Origin of the sequence: Nocardia pneumoniae NBRC 100136 (assembly GCF_000308755.1) — a bacterium.
In the GTDB taxonomy this organism is placed as follows: domain Bacteria; phylum Actinomycetota; class Actinomycetes; order Mycobacteriales; family Mycobacteriaceae; genus Nocardia; species Nocardia pneumoniae.
In genome coordinates this window covers 108587-129229 of the sequence record NZ_BAGF01000151.1, presented here as the reverse complement: position 1 = coordinate 129229, position 20643 = coordinate 108587, and the positions used below count along the sequence as shown (strand labels likewise).

At 63.9% G+C, this 20643-nt stretch carries 18 protein-coding genes; 7 read left to right on the top strand and 11 right to left on the bottom strand.

Annotation, left to right across the window (positions count from 1 at the left end):
- Window positions 1–154 precede the first annotated feature (154 nt).
- Both ON34_RS31630 and ON34_RS31625 read left to right on the top strand, forming a co-directional pair.
- Window positions 155–952 (top strand): TIGR03084 family metal-binding protein, encoded by a 798-nt coding sequence (locus ON34_RS31630; RefSeq protein WP_040786851.1) that lies wholly within the window; start codon window positions 155–157, stop codon window positions 950–952.
- A gap of 501 nt (window positions 953–1453) precedes the next feature.
- Window positions 1454–2113 carry a helix-turn-helix domain-containing protein gene (locus tag ON34_RS31625; RefSeq protein WP_040786729.1) on the top strand — a complete coding sequence of 220 codons (660 nt, stop codon included), beginning with the start codon at window positions 1454–1456 and terminating at the stop codon, window positions 2111–2113.
- Here ON34_RS31625 and ON34_RS31620 read toward each other — a convergent pair.
- Genes ON34_RS31620 through ON34_RS31595 form a run of 6 tightly spaced genes read right to left on the bottom strand, consistent with a single transcriptional unit; the run spans window position 2098 to window position 8883 of the window.
- Entirely contained in the window at window positions 2098–3366 is a 1269-nt protein-coding gene (locus tag ON34_RS31620) for an allantoate amidohydrolase (protein WP_040786727.1), read from the bottom strand. The two genes, ON34_RS31625 and ON34_RS31620, sit on opposite strands and share 16 nt — an antisense overlap.
- Entirely contained in the window at window positions 3363–4697 is a 1335-nt protein-coding gene (locus ON34_RS31615; RefSeq protein ID WP_040786725.1) for an FMN-binding glutamate synthase family protein, read from the bottom strand. Before ON34_RS31615 ends, ON34_RS31620 begins: the two co-directional genes overlap by 4 nt.
- 10 nt (window positions 4698–4707) lie before the next feature.
- Window positions 4708–5403, bottom strand: coding sequence for a GltB/FmdC/FwdC-like GXGXG domain-containing protein (locus ON34_RS31610; protein ID WP_040786723.1), 696 nt, complete (start codon window positions 5401–5403; stop codon window positions 4708–4710).
- Window positions 5388–6287, bottom strand: a complete 900-nt coding sequence (locus ON34_RS31605) for a class II glutamine amidotransferase (protein WP_040786720.1) — start codon at window positions 6285–6287, stop codon at window positions 5388–5390. The genes ON34_RS31610 and ON34_RS31605 overlap by 16 nt, the downstream gene beginning before the upstream one ends.
- Window positions 6288–6305: 18 nt before the next feature.
- Window positions 6306–7652, bottom strand: a complete 1347-nt coding sequence (gene glnT, locus ON34_RS31600) for a type III glutamate--ammonia ligase (protein WP_040786717.1) — start codon at window positions 7650–7652, stop codon at window positions 6306–6308.
- Between the two features lie 43 nt (window positions 7653–7695).
- The gene (locus ON34_RS31595) at window positions 7696–8883 is read right to left on the bottom strand and encodes an NAD(P)/FAD-dependent oxidoreductase (protein ID WP_040786715.1); all 1188 of its coding nucleotides are present in this window, start codon (window positions 8881–8883) and stop codon (window positions 7696–7698) included.
- 1138 nt (window positions 8884–10021) lie between these two features.
- On the opposite strand from ON34_RS31595, the gene ON34_RS31585 reads away from it, so the two are divergent.
- Window positions 10022–11047, top strand: a complete 1026-nt coding sequence (locus ON34_RS31585; RefSeq protein WP_040786712.1) for a helix-turn-helix transcriptional regulator — start codon at window positions 10022–10024, stop codon at window positions 11045–11047.
- A 226-nt stretch (window positions 11048–11273) separates the two neighbouring features.
- On the opposite strand, the gene ON34_RS31580 is transcribed toward ON34_RS31585, so the two are convergent.
- A complete protein-coding gene (locus ON34_RS31580; RefSeq protein ID WP_040786710.1) occupies window positions 11274–12260 on the bottom strand; it encodes a response regulator transcription factor in 987 nt (328 codons plus the stop codon).
- Window positions 12261–12412: 152 nt separating this feature from the next.
- Between ON34_RS31580 and ON34_RS31575 the strand changes: the two genes are divergently transcribed.
- The 3 genes from ON34_RS31575 to ON34_RS31565 all read left to right on the top strand — a co-directional run bounded on the left by ON34_RS31575 (window position 12413) and on the right by ON34_RS31565 (window position 15732).
- A complete protein-coding gene (locus tag ON34_RS31575; RefSeq protein ID WP_051023414.1) occupies window positions 12413–12817 on the top strand; it encodes a N,N-dimethylformamidase alpha subunit family protein in 405 nt (134 codons plus the stop codon).
- Window positions 12818–12820: 3 nt separating this feature from the next.
- On the top strand, window positions 12821–15127 hold the full coding sequence (locus tag ON34_RS31570; RefSeq protein WP_040786708.1) for a N,N-dimethylformamidase beta subunit family domain-containing protein: 2307 nt from the start codon (window positions 12821–12823) through the stop codon (window positions 15125–15127).
- A 68-nt stretch (window positions 15128–15195) separates the two neighbouring features.
- The gene (locus tag ON34_RS31565; protein ID WP_040786847.1) at window positions 15196–15732 is read left to right on the top strand and encodes an AmiS/UreI family transporter; all 537 of its coding nucleotides are present in this window, start codon (window positions 15196–15198) and stop codon (window positions 15730–15732) included.
- Window positions 15733–15851: 119 nt separating this feature from the next.
- Here ON34_RS31565 and ON34_RS36610 read toward each other — a convergent pair whose 3' ends face one another.
- The gene (locus ON34_RS36610) at window positions 15852–15992 is read right to left on the bottom strand and encodes a hypothetical protein (RefSeq protein WP_157172548.1); all 141 of its coding nucleotides are present in this window, start codon (window positions 15990–15992) and stop codon (window positions 15852–15854) included.
- Window positions 15993–16367: 375 nt separating this feature from the next.
- On the opposite strand from ON34_RS36610, the gene ON34_RS36605 reads away from it, so the two are divergent.
- Window positions 16368–16886 carry a hypothetical protein gene (locus ON34_RS36605; RefSeq protein ID WP_157172547.1) on the top strand — a complete coding sequence of 173 codons (519 nt, stop codon included), beginning with the start codon at window positions 16368–16370 and terminating at the stop codon, window positions 16884–16886.
- A 1240-nt stretch (window positions 16887–18126) separates the two neighbouring features.
- Here ON34_RS36605 and ON34_RS31550 read toward each other — a convergent pair.
- From ON34_RS31550 to ON34_RS36600, 3 genes are all read right to left on the bottom strand, one after another.
- The gene (locus ON34_RS31550) at window positions 18127–18798 is read right to left on the bottom strand and encodes an MspA family porin (RefSeq protein ID WP_040786702.1); all 672 of its coding nucleotides are present in this window, start codon (window positions 18796–18798) and stop codon (window positions 18127–18129) included.
- A gap of 65 nt (window positions 18799–18863) precedes the next feature.
- Window positions 18864–19538 (bottom strand): MspA family porin, encoded by a 675-nt coding sequence (locus ON34_RS31545; RefSeq protein ID WP_040786700.1) that lies wholly within the window; start codon window positions 19536–19538, stop codon window positions 18864–18866.
- Window positions 19539–19979: 441 nt separating this feature from the next.
- Window positions 19980–20252 carry a hypothetical protein gene (locus ON34_RS36600; protein ID WP_157172546.1) on the bottom strand — a complete coding sequence of 91 codons (273 nt, stop codon included), beginning with the start codon at window positions 20250–20252 and terminating at the stop codon, window positions 19980–19982.
- Between the last annotated feature and the right edge of the window lie 391 nt (window positions 20253–20643).

The window sequence follows — 20643 nt, the reverse complement described above, 5'->3', positions numbered from 1 at the left end:
GATGGATGGGGCAGGTGATCAGCGTGTCGCCCGCGACTCCTGCCCCCACCACACCGGGCGGCCTACTTGCGTGTATCGGTCAAATGCTGCATGCCGCTGGCCGATGTGGATCGCTGCGTCGACCATGTCAATCTGCGTTCGTATAGGAGCCCTAGTGAGCAAGCTCGACGAAGTCCTCGCTGACCTGGAGGTCGAAGGCGAGCAGTTGGAGTCACTGGTAGCGGGTCTCACGGACCAGCAGTGGCTTACTCCGACACCAGCTGAGGGGTGGACGGTAGCGCACCAGATCGCCCATCTGGCATGGACCGACGCGGCGGCCATCATGGCGGCAACGAACAAGCAGGGCTGGAACGAGTTGGTTTTGCAAGCGGATGGAGACCTCAGCACGCTAGTGGACGCCGGGGCCTCGACCGGTGCGGAGACCTCGCGGGCCGAACTACTGGCCCGGTGGCGCACAGCCAGAATGCTGCTCGCGAAGACTCTCCGGGCCCAGCCCGAAGGCCGGAGGCTGCCCTGGTTCGACCAGCCGATGAGCCTGACCTCGATGGCAACCGCCCGGTTCATGGAAACGTGGGCGCACGGTCTCGATGTCGCCGAAGCCATTGGTCTGGTTCCCATGCCGACCGACCGCGTGCGGCACGTCGTGCATCTCGGCGTCCGGGCGCGTGCCTTCGCTTTCAAGGCCAACGGCCTTGCCGTCCCTGAAGACGACGTGTTCGTTTCTCTCCGACTGCCCTCCGGCAACGTATGGGAGCACGGCTCTCCGTGCGCGGACAACGCTGTCCGCGGCTCAGCCTACGACTTCGCGCTGCGGGTCACGCAGCGGCGCCATCGCAGCGACCTGGACCTCGTCGCAACGGGCCCTGTCGCGGACAACTGGCTTGACATTGCGCAGGCGTTCGCCGGGCCACCCGGTCAAGGGCGACCTCCGATGGTTCAGGGACTGTTGTGACCGTTTACCCGTCCATCTCACGGCGAATGTGCCGACTCGAATCGCCGACCAAGGTATTCGGGTGTGTCCATCGCATTGGCGGAGACATTCACCGAGCGTCTGGCCCCCGCGCAGATCAGTTCCGCAACGACTGAGCTGACGACGACCGTGACGAGGCCGGCGCCGCCCAAGGATCCGGCCGCTGTCCAGCACGGCGGGCGACACGGATTGCCGCCTGCGGTTGTTGACGAAATCTTCACTGCGGGATCGGGCGAGCAAAATGGTAAATGGTCAAACAGCCGAGACAGGTCGAATCGCGGTTACAGGAGTTCTGACCGGTTGCTGGTGATGGCGGTAATGCCACCACCGCGGCGCCCGGCTGGTATTCGCGGCCAACGGCTTGGCCAGCGCGGCCGTATACCGCCCCTGTCTCGGCGACAGCGCTTCCCCATCCGAGCGCCAGCTGGAAACCTTGTCGGTGCGGGGGCGTAGCGCCGCTGCAATGATCACTAGGATCGCAGTATGAGTGCCCTGCCCGAACACCGTGATACCGGAGATCCCGCCCCGGTGCAGCGCGAGGTGTCACCGGATGCGCCGTCCGGGGTCGAGCTCGAGACTGTGATCGGGCGGCAGGTGCGGGCGTTGCGGCTGGCCAGTGGCTTGTCGGTGGGGGATATGGCGGCGAAGGTGGGGATTTCGAAGGCCATGTTGTCGAAGATCGAGAATGCGCACACATCGTGCAGCCTGTCGACTTTGGCACGGCTGGCGGCGGGGTTGGATGTGCCGGTCACGTCGCTGTTTCGCGGTGCGGACAGTGCGCGGGAGGCAGTGTTCACGCCAGCGGGGCACGGGGCGGTGATCGTCGGGCGCGGCACGCGGGTGGGGCATCATTACGAGTTGCTCGGTTCGTTGCGCGGGCAGCACAAGCGGCTCGAGCCCGTGCTGGTCACGCTCACGGAGGCGAGTGAGACGTTCCCGCTGTTTCAGCATGCGGGGACGGAGTTGCTGTACATGCTCGAGGGTGTGATGGTCTACGGTCACGGCGACTCCGAATACACCCTGCGGGCGGGGGATACGCTGCTCCTGGATGGTGAGGGCGCGCATGGGCCCAGCGAGCTGGTGCGGCTGCCCATCAGGTTTCTGGCCGTCACCGCCTATCCGGATAATTACGTCGAGGACTGAGCGCCAGGTGTGACCCAGGCTGTCATGACGTCAGCCAGGGCTGCCGCGCCGCGATGGCAGTCCACGGGCTCGGCGTGTTCGGCGGGGGAGTGGGACACGCCGGTTGGGTTGCGGACGAAGAGCATGGCGGTGGGTACGCGGCCGGAGAGGATGCCCGCGTCGTGGCCCGCCGCCGTGGCGATGACGGGGAGCTCGCCGAGGTGGGCCAGCGCGTGGGACAGACGCAGTCGTGGTTCTGGTGGGAAATCCACTATGGGCGTGACCGATTCGGTGTGGACCGTCAGTCCGATGCCGTCGGCTGAGGCGTAGGTCCGCGCTCGTGCTTCGATGCGGGAGACCAGCATGTCGAGCGTGGGCTGGTCGGCGGCGCGGGCATCCAGCCAGGCGCGCACCCGGGACGGGATCGCGTTGGTGCCGTTGGGGGAGACCAGCACCTTGCCGAAGGTTGCTACCGCGTGGCAGGCGGTTGCTTCCGTACGGGCGGTGTGCACCGCCGAGGCGAAGGCGAGCATCGGATCGTGGCGGTCGATCAGCCTGGTCGCGCCCGCGTGATTGGCCTCGCCTGTGAAGTCGAATTCCCATCTACCGTGCGGCCAGATGGCGGAGGCGAGTGCGATCGGGCTGTCGATCAGGTCGAGGGCGCGGCCCTGTTCGATGTGCAGCTCCACGAAGACGCCGACCCGATCGGTGATGCTGGGGTCCGCACCGAGCGACTCCGGATTCCGACCTGTACGAATCAGCGCCTCCGCCAACGTGATCCCGTCAACGTCCCGCAGCCCGAGGGCCCGATTGGGCGACAGCGCGCCGGTCGACAACTGCGAGCCGATGCAGGCGACACCGAAACGCGCGCCCTCCTCATCTGAAAAGGCGACCACCGCGATGGGTATCGACGGCTCCATCCCGCGCTCGCGGAGCAGGTCGACAGCCGTGAAGGCGGATACTATGCCCAGTGGACCGTCGAACGCGCCGCCGTCGGGGACGGAATCCAGGTGGGAGCCGGTGACGAAAGCGCCCTTTGGATCTCCGATCCAGTCGCGCGGAAGCCACCAGGCCCAGAGATTGCCGTTGCGGTCTTCCTCCAGATCCATCGAGCGTGCGGCCGCGCAGCCGCGAAACCACTCACGGAGGGTGAGGTCTGGATCGGACCAGGCGAAGCGCCGGTAGCCGCCGGTAGCCGGGTGGCGGCCGACGTCCAGGATCTCCGTCCACAGTGCATCGAAAACGTGCGCGGCCGCAGCCGGCTCGGCGTTCATCCGACCGCTCCGGGGATCCAGTTCGTGCCCGCCAAGGGGACACGAGCCATCGCCGCCGCCTCGACGGTCAGTGCGACGAGGTCTTCGGGTTCGAGGTTGCGCAGGTGGGATTTGCCGCAGGCGCGGGCCAAGGTTTGCGCCTCCATGGTGAGCACCCGGAGGTAGTTCGCCAGGCGACGACCGCCCGCGACGGCGTCCAGGCGGGCAGCGAGCTCTGGGTTCTGGGTTGTGATACCGGCCGGGTCGCGACCTTCCTGGAAATCGTCGTAGCAGCCGGCGGCAGAACCGAGCGCCTCGTACTCGGCGGCGTAGCGAGGGTGGTTGTCGCCCAACGCGATCAGCGCCGCCGTTCCGATGGCGACCGCGTCCGCGCCAAGTGCCATGGCCTTGGCCACGTCGGCCCCGGTGCGAATGCCGCCGGAGACGATCAGCTGCACTTTGCGATGCACCCCTAGCTCCTGAAGAGCTCGCGCCGCTTGGGGAATAGCGGCCAGTGTCGGGATGCCGACGTGTTCGATGAAGACATCCTGGGTGGCCGCCGTGCCACCTTGCATACCGTCCACCACAACGACGTCCGCGCCCGCCTTCACCGCGAGTTTGACGTCATAGTAGGTGCGGGTAGCCCCGACCTTGATGTAGATCGGCTTCTCCCACTGCGTGACTTCCCGCAGTTCCAGGATCTTGATAGCCAGATCATCCGGGCCGGTCCAGTCCGGATGCCGACAAGCGCTGCGTTGGTCGATGCCCTGTGGCAGGGTGCGCATGGCGGCTACCCGCTCGCTGATTTTCTGCCCCAACAGCATGCCGCCTCCGCCGGGCTTCGCGCCCTGGCCGAGTACGATTTCTACTGCGTCTGCCTTTCGCAGGTCGTCCGGGTTCATGCCATAGCGCGATGGAAGATACTGATACACCAGGTATTTGGAATGGCCGCGCTCTTCCGGTGTCATGCCGCCGTCCCCGGTGGTTGTGGAGGTGCCCACAGCGCTCGCGCCGCGCCCCAGCGCTTCCTTGGCCGGGCCGGACAGCGCGCCGAAGCTCATGCCTGCGATGGTGATCGGAATGTCGAGGTGCAGAGGATGTTTCGCATACCGGTCGCCGAGCACCACATCGGTGTCGCAGCGTTCCCGGTAACCCTCGAGCGGGTAACGGGACATGGAAGCGCCGAGGAACAGCAGATCGTCGAAGTGCGGTAGCGGGCGTTTGGCACCCCAGCCGCGGATGTCGTAGATGCCGGTCTCGGCGGCGCGCTGGATCTCGGCGATGACGCGCCGGTCGAAGCTCGCCGATTCGCGTAGCGCCGGATGAATGTTTTGCGGGGTGGTATATGTCATGGCGACCTCCTCAGTAAGCCCCTGCGTTGTCCACATGGAAGTGGTACAGCTGCCGGGCTGAGCCGTAGCGATTGAATTCCGTGGGGTCGGCTTCGAATCCGGCCGCGGACAGCAGTTCGCGCAGTTCGGCCACATGCTCCTCGCGCAGCGGCTTGCGAACGCAGTCCGCGCCCAGCGAGGCGACTGTGCCGCGCACGTAGATCCGCGCTTCGTAGAGCGAATCACCCAGCGCTTCACCGGCATCCCCGAGCACCACCAGGCGGCCGGCCTGCCCCATGAAGGCGCTCATGTGGCCGATGTTGCCACCGACCACGATGTCCACACCTTTCATCGAGATGCCGCAGCGCGCTCCGGCGTTGCCGTCGATGACCAGCAATCCACCGTGCGCGGTCGCACCTGCCGACTGGGAGGCGTCGCCGTGGACTCGCACGGTGCCGGACATCATGTTCTCGGCGACGCCGACGCCGGCGCTGCCGTTGATCGTGACGTTGGCGTGCTGATTCATGCCCGCGCAGTAGTAGCCGACGTTGCCGTCGACGACGATATCCGTGTCGCGGTTCAGCCCACACGCCAGCGCATGGGCGCCGCGCGGGTTCGCCAGAGTCGCCGCAGCCGGAGCATCGGAGCCCAGCAGTACGGAATTGACTGCGCGGGTGCCGAGTGCAGCCACGTCCAAGACGGTGCGCTCGGTCACGATCGCCGCCATATGTACACCTCTTCCGGTTCGGGTTCGAAAATGCGTGCCCGGTCGATGCCCGGCAGATCAGCCAGGGCGCGATACTCCGAGGCCATGGCCACCCAGCGGTCGGTCTCTGCGATGACCGCGGGTTTGCAGGAAATGGCGTCGCGCACCACGGCGAACGAATCGCTCGTGGAGACCAGCAATGTGTAGAAGCCGTCGAAGACCTCGTTGACCAGTTGTAGCGCCTTCTCCAAGTCGGCGCCCTGCCCCAGCTGCGCGGCGACGAAGCGGGCCGCCACCTCGGTGTCGTTCTCGCTGTCGAACTCCACACCGTGGCGTTGCAATTCGTGCTTCACGCTCATGTGATTGCTGAACGAGCCGTTATGCACCAGGCATTGGCCCGCACCGACGGAGAACGGGTGCGTTCCCTCGGCGCTGACCGCGGATTCGGTGGCCATCCGGGTGTGCGCCACACCCTGCCAGCCCTGCGCGGACGGCAGTCCGACACGATGCGCCACCTCGGTGGGGTTGCCGACACCCTTGAGCACCGCCAAATCGTTGCCGAAGCCGATCACCCGGGATAGCGGTGCGAGCACCCGCACCGCGGCGATCAGATCCTCCGACGATGCGATCGAACTCAGCACCACAGTTGGACCTTGAGCATGCGCAATTACCGGCACTCCCAGGGCTGTGGTGAGCTTTTCACCGAAGTCATCGGTCGGCAGCGCACAATCCAGCAGCGAAACGGTGGTGGTGTCGGGTGGTGACCACACCGGATCGCCATAGACCGCCATTCCGGCCGAATCCGGTCCGCGGTCGCACATTTGATCCAGCATGCCGGTGAGCAGTTCGCCCAGGTTCGGATACAGCGCGGGATCGCGTAGGTGCAGGCCGACAATGCCGCACATGGTTGTCCTCCAGGGGTTTCAGAAGGCGGTCAGGTAGTGCTCGATCTCCCAGTCGGAGACCGTGTTGTGCCAGGCGAAGAACTCCTCGCGCTTGCGCTCGGTGAAGTAGGCGGCCACACCGGGACCGGCTATGTCGAGGGCCGCGGTCAGCACCGGATCAGACTCCAGTGCGTCCATGGCGTGGACAAGGGTCATCGGGAGCATGTCGCCGCGGCGTTCACCCGGTGCGCCGGGGTCCAGTTCCCGGTCGATGCCGTCGAGGCCCGCCGCTACCGCGGCTGCCATGGCCAGATACGGGTTGGCCGAACCGTCCGCGCCGCGCAGTTCGACGCGATTCGAATCCGGGACGCGTAAGTAGTGGGTGCGGTCGTTGCCGCCATAGGTGGCGTGGCGTGGTGACCAGGTGGCCCCGCTGGACGTACTGGTCGCACCGATTCGCTTGTAGGAGTTGACCGTCGGCGCGATGATGCCTTGCAGCCCGCACGCGTGCTCGAGCACGCCGGCGAGGAAGCGGTAAGCTGTCGGTGACAGCCCCAGTCCACGCGGATCATCCGCGTCGGGGAAGAGTGGCCGATCATCCGCCCACAGTGACAGGTGCATGTGCATGCCCGACCCGGTGCGGTCGGTGAAGGGCTTGGGCATGAAAGTAGCCTTCATGCCGCGCTTCTCGGCGATCACCGACAACAGGTAGCGGGCGGTGATCACTCGGTCCGCCGTAGTGAGGGCGTCGGCGTAGTCGAAGTTCTGCTCGAATTGCCCGTTGGCGTCCTCGTGGTCGCTGGCGTAGTTGCCCCAGCCCAGCGCGTTCATGGCCTGCGACACCTCGGCCAGATGGTCGTACATGCGGGTCACATCGCGGGCGTCGTAGCAGGGATGGAGGCCCACGTCGGCGGCATCGGCCGGGGTGAGGCCCTGCGGTGTCTTGTCCACCAGGAAGTATTCGATCTCCGCGCCGATGTTGACGGTGTACCCGCGTTCGGCGGCGCGCGCGAGGGTGCGTTCCAGGATCACCCGAGGTGCGAAGGGCCACGGTTCGCCCTCGACGTGCGGTGTGCAGTGCACCATCGCCAAACCCGGCCGCACGAAGGGAATCGGCGTGAAAGTGGCGGCATCTGGAATCGCCATCAGATCGGGGTCGGGTGGCTGCTGGCCCATCATGCCCGCGGCGTATCCGGCGAATCCGACGCCTTCTTCGGCCAGCTGATCCACCGCCTGCACCGGAACCAGCTTGGCGCATGGCTTTCCGGACAGCGTGGTGAACACAGCGAGAATGAAGGCGGCGCCGTAGGCGCGTGCCTGCTCGGGCAGCGTGCCCTGCGTCGTGATGGACGTAGTTGGTGCGGCGGTGGTGAGCTCTATCGCCATGTCGGCTCCTGGGAACAGCGAGGTGGAATAGGTATGGTCGGGTTCAGCGCATTTCACCGGCACCCGCGTACGGGTGAGGGCTGAGCAGCGGGCGGCCCTCTGCGAAGCGTGAGTAGCGGAAGGCAGCTGCGTCCACGTGCGGCAGCGTGGTGTGCCCGTCCAGCAGCAGATCCGCCGCCAGACGGCCCACGGCCGGCGAGAACTTGAAACCGTGGCCGGAGAAACCGGTGGCCAGGAACAGACCCGGAACCGGTGACGGGCCGATGATCGGGTTGTAGTCCGGCGTCACGTCGTACGCGCCGACATAACTGCCGGTGATGCGGGGATCGAACATGTGGGGCAGCCGGTGATCGACCCTGCTTATGACCTTCTCGATGGTGGAATCGTCGGCGCGGTTGACGAAATCGTCCGGGTCGATGTACTCCGGCACCGCATGATCACTATTGCCCGCCAGAAGCTCTCCATTCGGTTCGCGGCACAGGTATTGCAGGCACGCGAGGTCCGAGAGCACCGGCACCGGCGGCAACGGCTCCCCTTGATCGATCACAACCAGCTGGGCACGTTGGGCTTTCACCGGCACCTTCACACCGACGGTGGCAGCGAGCCCGGGTGTCCACGGCCCCGCGGCCAGCACGACCGTCCCGGCCTGCACCTCGGTTCCGTCGGCCATCCGGGCGCCTACGACGCGGTCACCGGCCGCCATCAGTTCGACAACGGGCGTTTGCTGGCGAATGCGCACTCCACGCTTGCGTGCAGCCGTGCCGAAAGCCATTCCGGTCAAGTAGGCTTCGCCGCGACCGCCACGTGGCTCGTAGGCGAACGCGGCGAAATCGTCCAGCCGTAGACCGGGCCACAGCTCGGCCATCTCGGCGCGACCGATCAGCTCCACCTCGACACCGATTCCCTGCTGCATGGCCACATTGGCCTTCAGCGGGTCCACATTGTCCGCGCCCACGCCGACCACATAGCCGCACTGCCTGAAACCCATGTCGTCCCCGAAGATTTCGCGCGCGTTCTCGAAGAACGGCACCGACCACCAGGACATGGCGGCCACTGACGGCGCGCCGTAGTGGCAGCGCACCACGCCGCTGGATTTGCCGGTCATTCCCGAGCACAGAGTGTTTCGCTCGACCACCAGCACGTCCGTCGCACCGGACTCGGCCAGCGACCATGCGATAGCGAGTCCTTCCAGGCCCCCTCCGATGATCAGGAACTCGGCTCTGTCGTTCATGCGGATGGACCTCATCTTCCGTCGTTGTCTTCTGTCATGAATCAGTGTTGCACGTTATGAAACATTCCGCATGGTCAAGATGCCGATTGCGCACGTTTCGCAGTTGGGTTCCTCGCCGAGGTGCACGCCATGTTCACTGCCATGGCGCACCTATGCGCATGAGGGGCGTCGTGGTTGGGTGGCACTGTTCGTCGACGGTGGACCTAGTTGGTGGCGATGGTCGGCGATGCCACGCATCGCTTTCGCGGGCTGGCGTCTTTGGGCGGTACGGGCACGGCATGCACTGTCCTCAGCGCGGCCACCGCGTCGATCTGGTCCCGTACCGCGTGTGCCAGTTCGGCTTGGCGCTGAACGGGATCGATTTCAGCACCCGGCCCGAGGACCAGCAGTCCACGCGGCACATTGCAATTCGTCCCGACAACTCCGGCGGTTCCCGCTACAGGGCGGGAGGAGCTACGGCGCCGGCACGACCGCCATCGCGGGCGGTGCGGGCGGCCGCTGGATCCCGACTCCGTCGTGGATGTGCGGGACATTCGGCTTCGAGTCGGTGTTCGGCGGTCGGCTGGGGCACCGGTCTCGACAGTGGGACCCGATTCGAAGGGGCAGGACTACACGTCCCACTCCACGATGGACTGTGACAGTGCCGAGTATGTCTGTTCGGCGGTGGATATCTAGCACTCCCTTTTGGTGGTGAACGCCCAGTTACGCTCTCCCGAGCAGCTTGGTACCGCTTGACCGCGGCCGACAATACGTCAGTTGACCGATTCAAAAGGGTCGACGCCAGCGTCGACACGCCTCCTCACGAGAGCGGGGCTGGGCGAAGCGATGGGGCCGAGCAGTTCGCTTGTGGGCCGCGCGCAGGTCACACCAGCAGCAGACCCCCTCAGCCGCGGCCGGATCGATCGCCTAAGTGGGGATCAGCCGGTGAGCCACGGGCTTGTCGACGGGAGCGCGGCTGCAGTGCGGGGCGTTGCCCCAGCGCTACAAATCCCATCGCACTCCGGCCCCAGCGCATGCGGCGCTATACGTCATTTGACGGATAGCGAGGCCGCGGATCGGGCGTACAATTCTCCCCACAACTGACGGAGTAGATAGCTGGCCGAGTGCAGCTCGAAGAATAGAAGCCTGGTGATCGGCCATGGGCATGGAAACCATTCTGGAGCGCCTGCAAAGCCCCGCCACATCGGCCGACCCGAAGGAGGGGGCCACGTCCTTCGCGGAAGAGGTGTCGGGCATTCTTCGCGAGCTGGTGCCCAGCGCCGCGTACGCACTGTGCGCCTGGGACCCGACGACGGCATCCCACATTCACCAGACCCTGGCCGCCGACGGCTACCCCGAGCGCACCCTCACCCACCTCAACGATTCGTATGTCAGGGACAACCCCGGCTTCCAGCTGATCCACAGACTCACGCGTGCACTGCGGTGGCGCGACATGTCCCAAGAGTGGGACTTGGACTTCTCGAAGACCCAGACCGCGGAGGAATTCCTCATACCCGACGGCTTCCACGAGGGAACCACCATCTGTCTGCGTCTCCGCGACGGACGATACACGGGTTCACTGCATATGAGTTGGTCTCGCCCCCGCGAGGCGACCGACGACCGGCGAGAGACCATCGAGCAGTTCCAGCCCATCCTCGCCCTTGTCTGCGACTCGCTCCGGGCACCACAAGTCCTGGCCGAAGCGCTGGCACCCGACGTCCACGCTCTCGTCGTATCAGCGCACGGGAACGCGACAGAGCTTCCCGGACGAGCGACCGGCCCCGAACTCGCCGAGGGAACCGAGCTGCGGAGGATGTTGGCCAAGCCGCACGGACGGCACCATCACCGCCGCTTCCTCTGGCGTGACCGGATCGGATTGTGTCACCGGATCGAAGTGATCCCGTGCCGTGGTGGTTTGTCACTGATCACGGAACAGGCAGTCCCGTGGCCCTACTGTCTGACGGCCCGCGAGCTGGAGATCCTTCATCTGGTCACATCAGGCCTCTCGAACCCGGAGATCGCCAAGCGGCTCTACGTGAGTCCGCGGACCGTTTCCACGCACGTGGAGCATCTTCTCGGGAAGCTCGGCTGTGCTTCCAGAGCGCAACTGGCGGCGATGGCGGTGAACGAAGGCCTGCTGCTGTGCGAGCAACCCGGTATCGCACGAAAACCGACCACAGACTGATCCGCGGCACGCGCACTGGTCGGTAACGGCCCCGGTGATCATCGGATCGCCGCTGGCTGCATCTCCGACCGGAGTAAGTACACCCCGATCAGTCCGAGCTATAGCTCAAACCGTCAGCGCCGCAACCTATCCCGCGAAGCTCCATTTCGACGATACCGAATCCTCGGTCTTAACCGCGGTTGTGACTGCTCGATCACAGCAGTCCGCCCGGTTCGGACAGCGGTCCTCAGCGTGCAATCCGGTCGGTGGATTCCCAGTTGCGGAGGCCGACTTCGGCGCACCTCACGGCGGCGGTGGTGCGGGTGGAAACACCCAGTTTTGCCATGATGTTCTCGACATGACGAGAGGCAGTCTTCGTTGAGATGCAGAGCATTTTCGCGATCTGGGCATTGGTCAAACCTTCGATGAGCAGCGTGGAGATGTCCAGCTCCCGAGCGGTCAAGCGGGCAGGCACGTCCTCAGCGCGCACGTCGAGCACGATGTGATTGCCTCTGCGGCAGGATCGGACCGCGAACGTCGAGCCCTGCCAGTGGAGATACGCATGGTTGGGAATGCTCATCAGCGACCTCGGAAGCGAAACCGAGATCACTTCGTCGAGGAGTTCCTTCGTGGGCTCCGCTGACGCTGATGACGGTTGAAACCACAGTTTGCGGGCCGGGTCGACCACGACGCGGAACGCATTTTGGTCTTCGGTCGAGGGCGTATCGCTTGTCGCCCACCAGTCGATGAGTGTTCCGAGAAGCGTTTGCGAGGCCGACAGCAATTGCATCGCCTCGTCCGGCGGCTGGTCACGGTCCGTGGTGCTTATATGTAGCGCACCGGTGTATCGGCCGTCCTGATTGTATAGGCAAGCTGTCACACCCTCGTTGAATCCGGAGGGCCGGAAGACATGTTCAGCGGAGAACATCGACTCGTAGGGGAACGGCATATCCTTCCACCGCAACGGTGTCCGGTCCACGGTGCGCATGTACCGATACACTTCGTCGTGCTCTACGAACCAAGTGTTCAGGTGGTGCAGAACAGCTTTCGGATACTCGAGGTTGATGACCGTGTCGTGGCGCCCGGTCACTGGGTTGAACTGGGTCAGCGCAACAGTATCGCCGTGTGATGCTGATCGGAAGATGTGCGCGACCTCCTGATGGAGATCGGCGCTGGGCGTGCGGACGGCGAGTTTCACCCCGATCGCGGCGAGTGCATCGAATGCGGTGACCATCCGCCTCCTTCTCCCGGGCCGGGGGTCAAGACTCGACCGTTTTTATCACTTGAGACGACTTTTGTAAATGGGTTCATGCCCAATGTTCAGTGACCCCTCCAGCAATAGCATCCCCGATCACGCCGACCCGGACCGGATCGGATACCAGCCCAATGGATCTGGAGATCGAAATGACCTTGCCTACTTTGACCCAGCAGTACGAGAGAGAGGCGGTCGCCTTTCGACAGGTGGAGGACTACATCCTCGACCACGAGGTCAGACCGCGCATTACCAGTGCGATCATCGAGGAGCATCGCCGGCTGCCTGTCGGAAAGCATTCGGACGATCTCGAACGCGTCCTGATCTACCTCCGAAAACACCATTTGAGCATGGTCGGCAAATATATCCTCGTCTGCACCGTCCCCCATCAGGAGTGGCGCATCGCCGAGATTACCGGCGAGCCACACCAGCCGCCGCGTCTGCTCGATGACACATATTCCGATCGTTTCGAGGCCGAGCACGGACTCTTCGTCAAGAGGCTCAGCGACAACGGCCTGCTCAATGGAATCGAGGCGTGACCGATGAAGGTACTCGGCTACTCCAAGCAACTGTCCGCCCATCCAGGGGAGCAGATCGACTTCGCTGTCAGCTGTGAAACCCCCACCTATCACGCCGACATCGTCAAGCTCATCCATGGCGACACGAACCCGGATGGCCCGGGGGAGAAGATCGAGCCGGTGGCCACGCATGTCGACGCCGATTTCCCCGGCCGGATCCAGCGAGTGCACAGCGGATCACACGTGATGGTCCCGCACCATCGCCGGCTGGATCTGACCATCGAGTGGACCTTGCAGACACTGGTCTTCCCGACCACTCCCGAGCGGGGCATCCAAGGCCTGATCACCAAGTGGGACGGTGCCTCCGATGCCGGTGTTGGACTGTTCATCGGTGAGGACGGCTCAACCCAGCTGTGGGTGGGCAACGGCGCGGGGAACACGCAGCGGCTCAGCGCCGGGGCACCGCTGATCTCCGGCCTGTGGTACTTGGTCACCGGCTCGCGTACAGCCGACGGCACACTCACCGTCTCGCAGGTACCTGTCGTCACGCCGACCAACAGCCGCTTCGCGGTGGCCTCCTCATTCGCCTCGACTACCGCGATCGTGAGTGAGTACAGCTCGCTGGTTCCGGTCTCCACCGATATGGCCTTGGTTATCGCCGGACAGGTGGATCACATCGCCGACACCGGCCGGATCATCGTCGGGAACCACTTCAATGGAAAGATCGATCGCCCTCGAGTGCACTCGATCGCCCTGTCTCCCTTAGAGGCTGAAGGTCAGATCGAGAACCCGCGAGACCCAGGCCTGATCGCCGCCTGGAACTTCGACACCGAGATCACGCCCGAGGGCATCAAACAGCCGCGCCGAATCACCGACGTGTCCCGCCACGGCCTGCACGGCACCGCGGTCAACATGCCCACGAGGGCGGTGACCGGCTACAACTGGCAGGCGAAGGAACAGAACTTCATCCACGCGCCTTCCGAATACGGTGCTATCCACTTCCACGACGACGACCTCGCGGACGCGGAATGGGATATCGACTTCACCCTCACCGTCCCTGAAGGTCTGCCGTCCGGTCTGTACGCCGCCCGGCTCGTCGCCGACAACGACGTGGATTACGTCCCGTTCTATGTCAAAGCCGAGGTGGGAAACGAGAAGAAGATCTGTTTCCTGGCGCCCACGGCCAGCTACATGGCGTACGCGAACGACCACGTGAGCCTCTCGGCTCCGCTCGCACAGCTGTTCGTCGCAAGGACTCCCGTCCTCGAACAGAACAACATCGTGCTCAGCGAGCACCGCGAGTTCGGCCTGTCCACCTACGATCAGCACACCGACGGATCCGGTGTCGCGTACTCCACTCGGCAGCGACCGATCCTCAACATGCGGCCCGGCTTTCGGCACTGGCTCTCTCCATCACTGTGGCAGTTCAACGCCGACTTGCACCTGATCGACTGGCTGACCGAACTCGGCTATGAGTTCGACGTCCTCACCGACGAAGATCTCCAACTTCAGGGCGTGGACGCGATCGCCCCGTATCGCGTCGTGCTCACCGGTTCGCATCCCGAGTACTACTCCGAACAGATGCTCGACGCGATCCACCAGTACACCGCTGAGGGCGGCCGGTTGATGTACCTCGGCGCCAACGGCTTCTACTGGGTGATCAACTTCGACCCCGAGGACCCGAGCGTGATCGAGGTCCGCAAGGGCAACGGCTCGAACGCCTGGAAGTGCAAGCCGGGCGAGTACCACCTGTCTTTCACCGGCGAGTACGGCACCCTCTGGCGGCATCGCGGCCGGGCGCCGCAGCGTCTGGTCGGGGTCGGCTTCGGTTCGGAAGGATTCGATGTCTCCTCGTACTTCCGCCGCGTCGCCGATGGACTCGGCGGCGCCGCGGACTGGATGTTCGACGGAATCGGCCGCCACGAACGCATCGGCGACTTTGGACTGGTGGGCGACGGCGCCGCCGGACTGGAACTCGACATCTACGACGCCTCGCTGGGAACACCGCCCGAAACGGTCATCGGCGCGACGTCCGAGGGACACACCGACGTCTACCTCGAAGTCGCCGAGGAACTGTACTTCAACGTTCCCGGTACCGGCGGGACGCAGAACGGTCGGGTCCGTGGTGACATCACGTATTTCCCGACCCAGGGCGGCGGAGGCGTCTGGTCCTGCAGCTCGATCGCATACTGCGGTTCGCTGTCGCACAACAATTACGACAACAACGTCTCCCGGCTGACGCGCAATGTTCTCGACCGGTTCCTCCAGGACGGCCCCGCACCGGCGGGCGCGTCCGAAGCCCCAGAGCCGACGACCAACTCCGCCTCCTAGCGGACCGCCAATCGGTTGTGGCGCCGGCGATGCGGCGCCACAACCATTTCACGAAAGCGTGCCCAGAAATGCTCCCCGTATTTCTCCTGTTCGTCGGCGCGAGCCTGTTCGTCAACGGAATCTGGATGTGGCGTTCCACCGCATCGGGTTCCTCGATTCAGCTGGCCGGCAAAGACATCGCAGTTGTCAACGTGTTCACCGGGCTCGTCGGCGCGGTAATCATCGCGTTGACCCTGGCGAAGAGCGCCGACGCCGCGAGCGCGGCGCCCGCTGCCTACATCGGACTGTTCGCGCTGACCTATCTGTGGGTAGGTGCCAACCAGTTCACCGGAGTCAGCGGTGCCGCACTCGGGTGGTTCTCACTCGTGGTGACAGGGGTCGCCGTCCCTCTTGGCGTCCATTCGCTGTCGATCGCCCACGGCACGTTCGACCACTGGATCGCGATCAGCTGGTTTGCATGGGCCGGGCTGTGGTTCCTGTTCTTCCTCACCCTTGGATTGGGCAGACCCTTTGTCCGCGCCACCGCGCTGGTCGCAGTAGCCGAAGCGATCGGCACCGCACTTCTTCCCGCGGTCCTCGTGTTCACCGGAGTGATTCCGGCATGATCTTCGAAGTGATGACGAACTGAATATCGACCGAGCACACCTCTGCGACAGTTCCATACCCCGCACTCGAATTCACCATGGCGGCCGCATGCAGGCACCTGCTCCACAACACTGCGGAGTCACCGGCGCGCAGCCGGTGACTCCGCAGTGCGCTCTCGGCCGGCGAAGTCCGCCGCGACCTGCTGCATGATCTCCCGGGGATAGTCCTGCGCACGACAAACCGACTTGCCGAGGCCCATGACCGGCAACAGGTACATCACCGTCCCACCTCTCGCGCGCAATGACCGATCCGCCGCCTCCGATTCAGCCGACAAGGGGTGTATCGACACACGTCGCGCAACTGGACAGCCGCCTCTGAGGCGGCGCCGAACTCGCCCCGGAGCGCAATATCGGTCAACTTACGGATTCCGGCCAAGAGATAAGACTGCCATGCTGAGTACATCGTTCTTTTGTGGAGTTCAGCAGGAGTCCATGATGACCTCGATGTGGCATTCTGGTACCGACCTCAGCGGCACCTGTAAATTTTATGTTGCATTCGGCATCGATGGACGCCGGCCGAGTGATCCCTGCATCGTCGCGGTAAGGATCGCGGAACTCTGCGCCGTCATCGGAGGCAACCCGTGAGGTAATGAGAAATGTATATACCCGGATATGCCTCACGCGTCACCGAGCCAGCCGCACAGCCTTCGTCGAACAGGGCGGTGCCGCTATTGGAGCCCGAGCATCTGCTTCAGGCGATCTCGGGTCGCAGCGACAATACGACACCCCTTGCCGGGTGGGCGCGAGATCTCAGCGATCTGCACGCCGAATTGATACATGCCAAGCTCGACCGGGAACCTCTGCGGGTCGGCAACACTTGTGAGCAAGTCCGGGCGCAAATCGAAGAACTTGTCGACGAAATCAACGCATGGGCGGCATGTTACGTACCGCGCACGAAAGGCGCGCGCAAACACACGCACTCATTGGGGGAGGTGATGAATCATATCGCAAAGATTTTCGCGGAGGCGTGGTGGACGGTTCTGCATTCAGCCGAATCCGATAAGCGGCACCAAGCGTGGTTTCACCTGAGCGAAGCTCGTGAAGGATATGCCGAAATGGTAGATCAGATCCGGGAACGACGTCTCCAATTACCCATGGGATGGAGAGGAATCTGATGATGCGGGACAGCCGCACGACTGTACGAGTGCCGTTTCCCGTGAACCGTCCCCACGGCAGGCCATCAGAGCGGCGCGCCGCTCCGGTGTTCCGGGATTTCCGTTTCGGGTGTGGGTGCTCGACACTCCGCCGTCTGGCAACGACGCCGATGACGGTCCACAATGGCGTGGACCCGAACGGGCCCTCATCATGGCTTTCTGGTCAGGCGTCGGAGGAATATCGGCAATCTTTGCGCATCCGTGCCCGGAAGCACTACCTGATGAAATCGGATAACTGGTGGACCACATTTATTGCGGTTTATGCGGAATAACGTTGTTTTCCACAATGGAGCGACGTCAACGCCTGCATGCCTCGTGTGTCAGCGAGCACGCTCGTACACGGATGACTTCTAATGATTGGAAAGCTGTCGCGTGTTGGCTCGATCCGGGTAGAGGTCATCCGATGGGACAGATGGGGCCGGAATAGTAACTCCGTTCAGCGCGGCGCCCAGGCCGGCTGCTGGCCTTCGTGGCGTATCGGCTATTCGGAAGGACCACTGTTCCAAGAGATCGGTCGCGCGCACAGACCGGGGCGCCCCTTGGTTCCAGAAGGCTTACGCGGTCAGGTGCCGCGGTGAACCTCCCTGCCGCGATCCGAGTACGCGATCGTGCCCGTGGACTCGGCCGCCAGGCTCAGCGACCACCGCATCGATGGCGCCGGTGACCATGTCGGGCGTCGAAGCGACCTTGATCGAGATGGCGTTTCACCAGATCCGGCGGGAACAGCACCGCCGGATCGGCCTTGGTAACGCGCACTTCGAAAGTTGGAGGACTGATTCCTTCGGCCTGGGACATGATCTTGGCGACAGTCTTGGCTGCGACCCGCTCGCCCTGGTCGCGAAATGCACCCGGGATGTGTACCCGCCGTCGGACTGGCGATGGACAGTGGCGATCTTCGTTTCGAGGCCCGCCCGTCGCTGCTGCCGATCGGTGAGAACGTTGTCGGATTGCGCTTCCAGATATGCGTAGTAGCCCGACTGCGATACCCGGCGAAGCCGTGCCATTCGACGAAGCGAAACCACAACTGGCAGTCGGATCAGTGCCATCAACGCTGGTGGGATCGTCGGGGTCGACGTACTTGGCAATCCTCGATACCGCAGCTGTGCCGGCCGCCGACACCTTTACCCCGACGAGCCCGACCAGCTGCTCACCAACTCCGGCCGCATCTGCCAGTTCGCGTTAGGCGGAGTGGCGTCCAGCCTCAGCCGAGGCTGAAGGGTTGTCCCCACAGCGTCACCCAGGTGGTAATGCTCTCGGTCTCGACGTACACGCTGACGAAGGCGCGCGCCTGGGCGTAGCCCGCGCAGCCGTTCAGGCCGATGGTCTCGTCGGCCCACGCCACCGAACCGCTGGTGCCCTTGAAAGAATTGCGGATCTTGTGGGTCTCGTTGCCGAAGTCGTCGGCCTGCTCCAGATCGAGCACATAGAACGACTTCGCCTGACCGGGGCCGAGCGAGAGGTTGCCGCCGGAGTTGGCGCCCACGCCACCAGTGACGTTCTGCCCGTCGCTCCAGTCCACATTGCCGTCCACACCGCCGGTGGCACCACCACCGGCGATGTTGACCTGGCAGCCGACGGTATAGCCGGGAAAAATTAGTCCACCCGCCGCGCCGGAGAGCTCGACCTGCGCGCTTCCGGAGACCCACGCGTTGCGGTGCAAGGGTGTAGCGCCCATGGAGGGGTTGATGTTGGCCGATTCGCCGACCAGGCGAATGGTCACGACGGTGCCGTCCGACAGCGTCTTGGTCAGTTCCCCGCCCGGCAGCGGGACGAAGGTGTCGGCGTTGGCCGCGCCGGTGGAGAACAGGCCCATGGCGATGGTGGCGGCGGCGCCGACGCCGGCCATCCGTGCCAGGTTCTTACGGTTGAACATAGTTGATATCCCTCGAGGGTTGAGTCCGCTTCAGCGGGAGGATGGTTCGTTGGATTCGACAGACGTCAGCCGATGCTGAACGGCATCCCGTAGAGGGTGGTCTTCGAGTAGTGATCACCGATGATCTCGACAACCGTGTACGAACGCGCCTGCGTGTAACCCGCACAACCCTGGATCTGGATCTCGGCATCCTGGTACTCGACGGAATACACACCAGGCTTGAGGATGTCCTTGTAATCGATCTGAACGAACTTGACCTCGCCGGGGCCGAGGTTGACGCCGATCGAACCACCGGCGCTCGCGCCGCTGAGGTTCACACTGCCCGACACACCCGCGGCGATCGCGTCATCGGCGATGCCGACCTGGCAGCCGACGATGTAACCGGTGCTCAGCTGCGACGACCCATGCGTCGAGGAGTTGTTGGTTCCGGGGTTGCCCGTCGGACCGTTGTTGGGACCGATGGCGCCTTCCGGCGTCTCGGTGACATCGGCGACGGCGTTGCCCGACACCCAGACCACACGACCTGTGCCGTTGGCGGCCAGCGACGGCGAAATCAGGGCCCGCTCGCCGTTCCGGGTGATGGTCACGCCAGGTCCCATCTTGTGGCCGTCCGGCAACGGCACGAAGGTATCGGCATTGGCGGCACCGGTCGAAAGCAGGCCCATGGCAACAGCCGCGGCAGCGCCGATGCCCGCGACGCGGGCACCGCGGCGCAGACCTGTGGTGCGGTTCTCATTCATACATTTCCTCATCACATGATGCGTGGAGTTATCCCCGCAGTGGTTGCAAACTACATATTCGCGACAATTACTTCCGCCAACGATGCTCCATCTGCGCAGCGATACAACCCGACTGTAACCGAGCGTCACATTAGGAAGCTCATATGACCGGATGCATTTCTGATGCGATAGTCGCCGAAACTGAGACGAATGTTGTTCGGGGATCCTGAATGCGGCACTTTTTACGTCGCGGCGATTCGCTGGCGACCTCGATCGAACTTCAGGGCGACAGCGCTCCGTGGCGAGCCCGGCCGCAAGGATTACACTCGAATATTTGATCGAGAGGCCGATGTGTAGCGTTCCGGCATCGCCGCAGGATCGTTCGAACGGAACCCGCTTCCCGACCCACCGAACTGGCCTGACCGTGACGGCGATATCAGGACGGGTTCGGCTCGAACGGTTTCATGCACACTGCCGAGAATTATCAACATCGCCGTATGCTACGGATTTCGTCTCCGCCTGTAGGCGGTCGACGGTCTCGTACCATCGCTCATACAGTTCGTGTAGAGATCTCCATAATTCGCCCGCGGTGGAAATCCACTTTTGCTTTAGTTCCGCCGACCGCAATGCGGGGATTTCCCGTTCGACTTCGTTCTCCGCGTGCGCGGCACGGTCGACCAGTTCCGTCCAGAGGCCGAAATCCCGATACAACTCATTCTCGATCGTTCGCTCCATCGTAATTCCCTTTGACATCTATTTCCCGTTTACGAACCCCCGAACTCATCCATCAGCTCGCGGACTCTGGTGGGTTGGTCCCCACCTGAGCCCATGGCGCTCCTTCTCGATAGATAGGCAGTCAATGCCCACGACTCGTGAAGCGTTCGATCGCCTGGGCTGTCGTCGGCTAGCAGAGACTCATGTCTGCCAAGGGCGTCAGCCTCGACGCTTCGTCGGCTTCTTGCCGATACTCGTAGGATCTCCGCCCGAGCACGCCGAGGCCATACGTCGATCGACCGATTTGTGTGACGCAAAGTCCGCTCAGCCCAGTCGTCGATGTCGCGGTGGTGGCGCTTCCGCTCGAATTCCGGGTGCGTCGAATCGGAACGGCGCTGCGCCGCGCCCGATT